General features: G+C 43.9%; 6 protein-coding genes. All 6 read left to right on the top strand.

Annotated elements, in window-relative coordinates:
* Window positions 1-32: 32 nt before the first annotated feature.
* Window positions 33-1001 (top strand): TauD/TfdA family dioxygenase, encoded by a 969-nt coding sequence (locus ABMY45_RS14755; protein ID WP_349289069.1) that lies wholly within the window; start codon window positions 33-35, stop codon window positions 999-1001.
* Between the two features lie 81 nt (window positions 1002-1082).
* Window positions 1083-2459, top strand: coding sequence for a serine hydrolase domain-containing protein (locus ABMY45_RS14750; protein ID WP_239421239.1), 1377 nt, complete (start codon window positions 1083-1085; stop codon window positions 2457-2459).
* Window positions 2460-2725: 266 nt separating this feature from the next.
* On the top strand, window positions 2726-3286 hold the full coding sequence (locus tag ABMY45_RS14745) for a DUF697 domain-containing protein (protein ID WP_010607109.1): 561 nt from the start codon (window positions 2726-2728) through the stop codon (window positions 3284-3286).
* An 80-nt stretch (window positions 3287-3366) separates the two neighbouring features.
* Window positions 3367-3543 carry a hypothetical protein gene (locus ABMY45_RS14740; RefSeq protein ID WP_017217212.1) on the top strand — a complete coding sequence of 59 codons (177 nt, stop codon included), beginning with the start codon at window positions 3367-3369 and terminating at the stop codon, window positions 3541-3543.
* Window positions 3544-3698: 155 nt separating this feature from the next.
* Window positions 3699-5360, top strand: a complete 1662-nt coding sequence (locus tag ABMY45_RS14735) for a cyclic peptide export ABC transporter (RefSeq protein ID WP_349289068.1) — start codon at window positions 3699-3701, stop codon at window positions 5358-5360.
* Window positions 5357-6436: a prohibitin family protein gene (locus ABMY45_RS14730; protein WP_010607111.1), complete on the top strand. Its 1080-nt coding sequence runs from the start codon at window positions 5357-5359 to the stop codon at window positions 6434-6436. Before ABMY45_RS14735 ends, ABMY45_RS14730 begins: the two co-directional genes overlap by 4 nt.
* Window positions 6437-6454 lie beyond the last annotated feature (18 nt).

The following is a 6454-nucleotide window of genomic DNA, read 5'->3' as shown; positions in this document are numbered from 1 at the left end:
CAAAAGTACATACTTTTAAGGATGGGAAAACAATGGATCACGCACTTTCTTTGGAATTGGATCCGACAACGATTGCAGCAGACTCTCGGATACATGACTTATCTGAGGTTAAACAAAGCGGCTTGGCATGGGTGAAAAACAACGTTCAAGAGGTGAATAACTGGGTTGAGCGAGATGGTTTTGCATTGCTTCGTGGCTTAAATATTGTGAGCACGAATCAGTTTAGCGCCATACTTGAGACCTTGTTTGGTGAGCGTTTAAGCCAGTATGTTTATCGCTCTTCGCCACGAACGGCACTGAACAACAATATTTACACCACCACGGAATATCATGCCGATCAAGTGATCCTGCAGCATAACGAAAATGCTTACTCCAATGTATGGCCGATGCGAATGGGCTTTTTTTGTGTGATCCCAGCAACCACGGGTGGGTGCACACCACTTGCCGACAGCCGTGAAGTATATCGTTGTATTCCCAGTGAATTAAGAGACAAGTTTGAGCGTTTAGGTGTGCAGTACGTGCGTAACTACGGTGATATCGACCTACCTTGGCAAGAGGTTTTTCAGACTGAGAGTAAAGCCGAAGTTGAGCAATATTGCCGACAAAATGAAATCGAATTTACTTGGCTTGATGATAAAAGGCTACAAACCAAGCAATGGCGTCCGGCGGTCATGCGCCATCCAAAAAGTGGTGAAAAGGTATGGTTTAATCAAGCTCACTTGTTCCACTGCTCGAGCCTAGATAATCAACTCAGTGCACAAATGCGTGACAGTATCGGCAGCGAATTTTTACCTCGTAACGCCTTTTTTGGTGATGGTAGCGAAATAAGTGACCAAGACATCAAGCTCATCAATCAGGTTTATCAAGACCTCACTTTTGCTTACCCGTGGCAAAGAAACGATATTTTGCTGCTGGATAATATGCTGTTTACTCATGGCAGAGAGGCCTATACAGGCACTCGTAAAGTACTAGTTGGCATGGCAAATATCGCGTCAGCATAACTAGTTGGTACTCATTCCGATGAAAATCGGGCAACAACATTTGTTAGTGGTTACGTGGTTGGCAATGTAAGGAATGAAAAAATGAAATGGCTAATACAACTACGGCTAAGAATGATGATGCTATTTTGCATCACCTTAGCACTGGCTTCTTGTTTGCAGAAAAAGAGCATCGCAGATAATCACACGATTATGCCTAATCAATTAGAAATGATAGCGGCGGTGGTGAAGGAATATTGCGATGCCAACCTATTCTTTGGCACGGTTTATATCACCTCGGTTGATAAGGTGGTGTACCAGTCCAACTGCGGACCACAGAACATGCAATATGATGTTGATAACAGCGTTAAGTCCAAGTATCGCATCGGTTCCAATACCAAAGCGTTTTCGGCTGCTATTTTAATGAAGATGTTAGATGGTAAGGACTTACGGCAGGAAACCATTGGCGATCACTTGCCTTGGTACCCAGATAACCAATGTGCGGATGTTTCGCTACATCATTTGCTTACCATGTCGTCTGGGATCAATAACTACAGCGACAACGAAGCCGTATACGATAACTACGGTTGGCGGCCTTATTTATATAACTCGAGTCTAGATCTTAACGGTCCGGAAGATTTTAGTAATCGCTTTTGCACCTGTGGTGCCGAAGCGGGGCAAAGTGGCACACCGTCATTTACGCCCGGCAGCAAGTATGAATACAGCAACTGTAACTATTATCTCATCGGTAATATCATTGAGCAGCTAGCGGCTGGCAAACAAGGCAATATTAGTCGTGAGTATTGGTTTGCTAATATCGTTCAAGAGCAAATTCTAAACCCGCTTAGCATGACGGACAGCGGCTCTTACAGTGCGATTGGTGTCTATTCAAATATGACCACAGGCTATATCTATAATCAAAACCAATACTTACCCCTTGCCAATGGTCGTCCACCAGCTACAGGTGGACCTGCACCTTACGAAGACATTTTAGTGAATCCATATAGCAACCCTTTGGTACTGTATTCCGCTGGAGATTTGTATTCCACAGTGGAAGACATGCATAAGTGGGATCAAGGCTTGTATGGCACTCAAATCTTAAACGATACCCAGAAACTAGCGGCCTTTGCTCCCTACTCTAACACTGGTAGCAGCGACGAGTGTGAATACTATGGCTATGGTTGGTTTGTGACTTATGTCGACCCAAACCAGTACGGCAAAGTGGCAAATTGCCCCGAAAACCCAGCCGATGCAAATCTCAGAATGTATGAAAAATTTTTACAGTACTCTGGTAGTTACCCCTATTCATGGGTGACCAGTTTCACCCGTTTACTGGAACGAGATCAAAGCATCATGGTGTTTAGCAACTATGTGAAAGAGGGGATTGAGTCAGATTGTATCGCCAAGGAGATCCGCAACATTATCTTCTATAGTGATAAACACCGTACCGAGCAATGCCAGCAAGATTTGAATCAGGCATAACGCGGTAGGGAAAAATACCGAGCTTTCGTGCTCGGTTAAACAAATTAATAGAACGCCTGCAGTAGGTGGCAACGTTTCGCTCAGTTGTATTTGTGACACTGTGCAAATCCTTGGTTGTTCTTAGGTTTACTTCTTCATCATGGATGAAGGCGGTAAAGCTCAGAGTTGAATAAGTGCAACTTGTTTGATTTTGGGTACTAGGGCAAGTGCCAACATGGTGCTTGATGAGTTCGACAACTGTTTAAATAAATCATAGAGGATGAATTATGGCAGTGACAAAAACAGCGAAGGATGACAAGGCGAGCGACGCTCCAGAACAACAGGAATCACAACTTGTTGCTGATGAAGACAGAGCAGCCGTTGCTCAGCTGATTGTCGACAAATACACAAAATGGTCGTTTGGCTCTGGGTTTATTCCCGTTCCTGCGGTTGATTTAGTGGCGTTGACAGGGATCCAAATGAAGATGATAGGCGAAGTAGCAAAAGTCTATGGTCAATCATATGGTGACAACAAGCTGCGTGGCACAGTAAGCGCATTGATCGGCGGCTCTTTTCCACAAACCTTAGGGGGCGCGGGACTAAGCAGCTTTTTGAAGGCGGTTCCTGTCCTTGGCACGTTAAGCGCAATCGCATTTATGCCTGTTGTGTCTGCGGCATCAACACACGCAGTAGGCGCAACTTTTGTTCGACACTTTGAAAATGGCGGCACGCTGATAGACCTGAATCTAGCAAGTATGAAAGGGGATATCGCAGACATCGCAGCTAAGTATCGTGCAAATAAAGGGAATGCGGACGCAACAGCTACAGCGGAAAAAGCCACAGTATAACCGATATTGGCTGACATAAACCGGCAGGCAACTGCTGGTTTATTCTTCGCACCGAATTTATCAACAACTTGGAGAAAATTATGCTTATCGCTTTATATTTAGTGTTATGCATTTTAACTGGTTATTGGGGACGAAACACCTTTGCCGGACCTGTGGGCTTCTTTTTAATTTCGTTGATGTTTACGCCTATTGTTGGCTTGATCATTTTACTAGTTGGGCAAAAGCGCAAGCCCACAGAGGTGAATGACGAGGAATGAGATCTTACATTGCCGGTAAAACTGGGCGATTTATAAATATAACTTAATGTTTTAATGCAATATTTATTTAAATCCAACAGGCAGTTTTGATTTTTAGGGACTATGCTAAGTAGCATGCGCGGGCGGTAGCCCAATAACAATAAAAGATAATAACAATGGTATTGTACGAATTAATTCGCCGACATATTCAGATAAAGAAAAGGACCTTTATTGCACTGGGGTGTATTTCTGGTTTGGCCAACGCGTTGGTGCTTGCGCTTATCAACAACGTAGCTGCCAATATCTCTGATATTAATAAAGAAAATCATATTCTTTACTACTTGGTGCTATTTACACTGACGATTGCAATATATGGTTTCACTCAGCAAAGATTGATGACTAAAGCCGCGCAAATGGTGGAGCGTGCTATAGATAAATTGAGAGTCGATCTGTTTGAAAGCATTCGTCATACCGAGCTGTCAACGCTAGAGAAAATTGGTAAAGAGCGGATCTTTAATACCATCAGCAAAGAGTTACAGACCATATCTCAGTCGGCGCAGCTGTTTGTGATCATTGGTCAATCCATCAGTTTGGTGTTTTTCACATCTCTTTATATTGCCTGGCACTCTTTTGTGGCTTTTATGGTTATCTCGACACTGATTTTGGTCGGAGCCAGTATTCACCGTTTACGCGCCAATGAAATCCAGCGCAACATGCGCATTTCTTTTGAAAGCGAAAACCAGCTTATTCAACGCTTATCTGACTTGCTCGATGGCTTTAAAGAAGTAAAGCTCAGTGAGCCAAGAGCGGAAGATTTAGAACATGAGTACCGCCGTGATTCGAATCGTGCAAGGCGTGCAAAAACCAAAACCCAAACCTTGTTTGCGACCGACTTTATTCTGTCGCAAATCACCTTTTTCGCAGCCACAGGCGCTATGGTGTTTATCGTCCCTATGCTCTCTGACGTGTATACTGATGTTGTCATTAAAGTCACCACCGCATCGCTATTTTTAATCGGCCCTATTACCAGTATTGTTGGTGGGATCCCTGTGTTCACCACCGCAACAGAGGCGGCGCAAAACGTCTTAGCATTGGAACGCGATTTAAAAAATGTCCAAGATGAGCAAGAGGTTAAACGACCTGAACCGAGTGAAAGCCTAACCACATTCAATGCCATCACCTTAGCGGGGGCGTTTTATCAACATCAGAAAAAATCGAGCGATCGTCCGTTTGCTGTGGGGCCGGTGGATATCACCTTTGAACAAGGGAAAACCACTTTTATTACCGGTGGTAATGGTAGCGGTAAAACAACGTTTATACGGATGTTGACTGGCCTTTATGAATTACAGAGCGGACAAATCCTTTTGAATGGCAAAGCGGTTACGGAAGATAATCGCCTTGCTTATCGAAGCCTATTCACAGCCGTTTTTGCGGATTTTCATTTGTTCCAGCAGCTCTATGGTATTCGTGATTTGAGTACTGAAGAAATCGACGAATGGTTGGACTTTTTAGAGATGCGCGCCAAAGTGGGTATTCAAAATGGGGCGTTTAGCACCATAGATTTATCATCAGGTCAGCGCAAGCGCTTAGCGCTTTTGAGTACCATTTTAGAAAATCGTCCCATTTACATCTTTGATGAGTGGGCGGCAGATCAAGATCCTATCTTTAGACGAAAATTCTACGAACAAGTGTTACCTCGTTTAAAAGCGCGTGGTAACACCATTATTGCCATCACCCATGACGACGCCTATTTCCATTTGGCCGATGTGCACTTAAAAATGGAGGAAGGTCAGTTGTTAGCACACCTCGACAGTGAAAGTAATGGAGTACCATCATGAACATTAATATTTCAGGGGATTTTGCCTTACTCGTCGCCGGCGGCTTAATACTGGCACTGATCCTATCTAATTTGCTCATGCGGGTGTTAAAGCGTTACAAGCCCAAGTGGCATAAGCGTATTTTGTCTTGGCGTTTTCGCGCAGGTGTGACGTTACTTATTCTACTGTTTATTGCCGTTGCATTGGTCAAAGTTATTTTTATTAAAGTCGACTCAGGTCAAGTTGGGGTGCTGTGGAAGCGCCTTGGCGGTGGTACGTTTGTAGAACATCCATTTTATGAGGGTACGGTGCTGGTTTATCCCTGGGATACGTTGACGATTTATTCGAGTCGATTTCAAACTGCGACCACAGAGATCCACGCCATTACCTCCGAGGGGCTCAGGATCAAAATGGAAATAACAGTGCGATACCGTCCTGTTGTGGAACATATTCCTTACCTACACAAGTTAGTCGGGACAGACTATCTTGATGAAATTGTGATCCCTGAAGTTGCATCAGCGGTTCGTATGATTGTTTCTGATTATACCGCTGAAGAGGTCTATGCTAATCAGCGATTAAAGATCCAAGATCAACTGTTAAGCACTGTGTTGAGAGAAGTTCAGCTACAAGAGAAGTCGATACTCAAACAAGAAAAAAGCGAAATGCAAGGGCACAATTTGGTTAATTTAGACGATATGCTTATTCGTCAGGTTGATATTCCTGAAGGCGTGCATAGTGCGATTGTTGCGAAGGTAAATCAAATGCACTTATACCAAGAATATAAAATGCGTTTAGATGTTGCTGAAAAAGAGGCTGAGCGAAAGAAAGTGGAGGCTCAGGGGATAGCCGACTTCCAAGAAACAGTGAGTGGCGGGATATCTGAAACCTACCTAAGGTGGCGTGGCATAGAAGCAACCATAGAATTGGCGAAATCTAATAACGCAAAAGTGGTGGTAATAGGCAGTGGTAAAGATGGCCTACCATTGATCTTAAATACGGAGGGCAGCACATCCGCTTTGCCTGCCTCGGTTAACCCAAATGCTACGGATCCACAAAGCCAAGAGCCACAAACGCCTAATGCGACTAAATCAAAGTAAGGAATAGTTACATTTTCA

The organism is Pseudoalteromonas sp. XMcav11-Q (genome assembly GCF_040104525.1).
Lineage (GTDB): Bacteria > Pseudomonadota > Gammaproteobacteria > Enterobacterales > Alteromonadaceae > Pseudoalteromonas.
Note: the sequence above shows the minus strand (reverse complement) of the source record. Positions and strands in the feature narration are given on the sequence as shown.

Excerpts from the sequence above, each read along its gene's own strand:
- ABMY45_RS14750 (WP_239421239.1), top strand. The coding sequence starts at position 1,083 with ATGAAATGGCTAATACAACTACGGCTAAGAATGATGATGCTATTTTGC.
- ABMY45_RS14745 (WP_010607109.1), top strand. The coding sequence starts at position 2,726 with ATGGCAGTGACAAAAACAGCGAAGGATGACAAGGCGAGCGACGCTCCA.
- ABMY45_RS14735 (WP_349289068.1), top strand. The coding sequence starts at position 3,699 with ATGGTATTGTACGAATTAATTCGCCGACATATTCAGATAAAGAAAAGG.
- ABMY45_RS14740 (WP_017217212.1), top strand. The coding sequence starts at position 3,367 with ATGCTTATCGCTTTATATTTAGTGTTATGCATTTTAACTGGTTATTGG.
- ABMY45_RS14730 (WP_010607111.1), top strand. The coding sequence starts at position 5,357 with ATGAACATTAATATTTCAGGGGATTTTGCCTTACTCGTCGCCGGCGGC.
- ABMY45_RS14755 (WP_349289069.1), top strand. The coding sequence starts at position 33 with ATGGATCACGCACTTTCTTTGGAATTGGATCCGACAACGATTGCAGCA.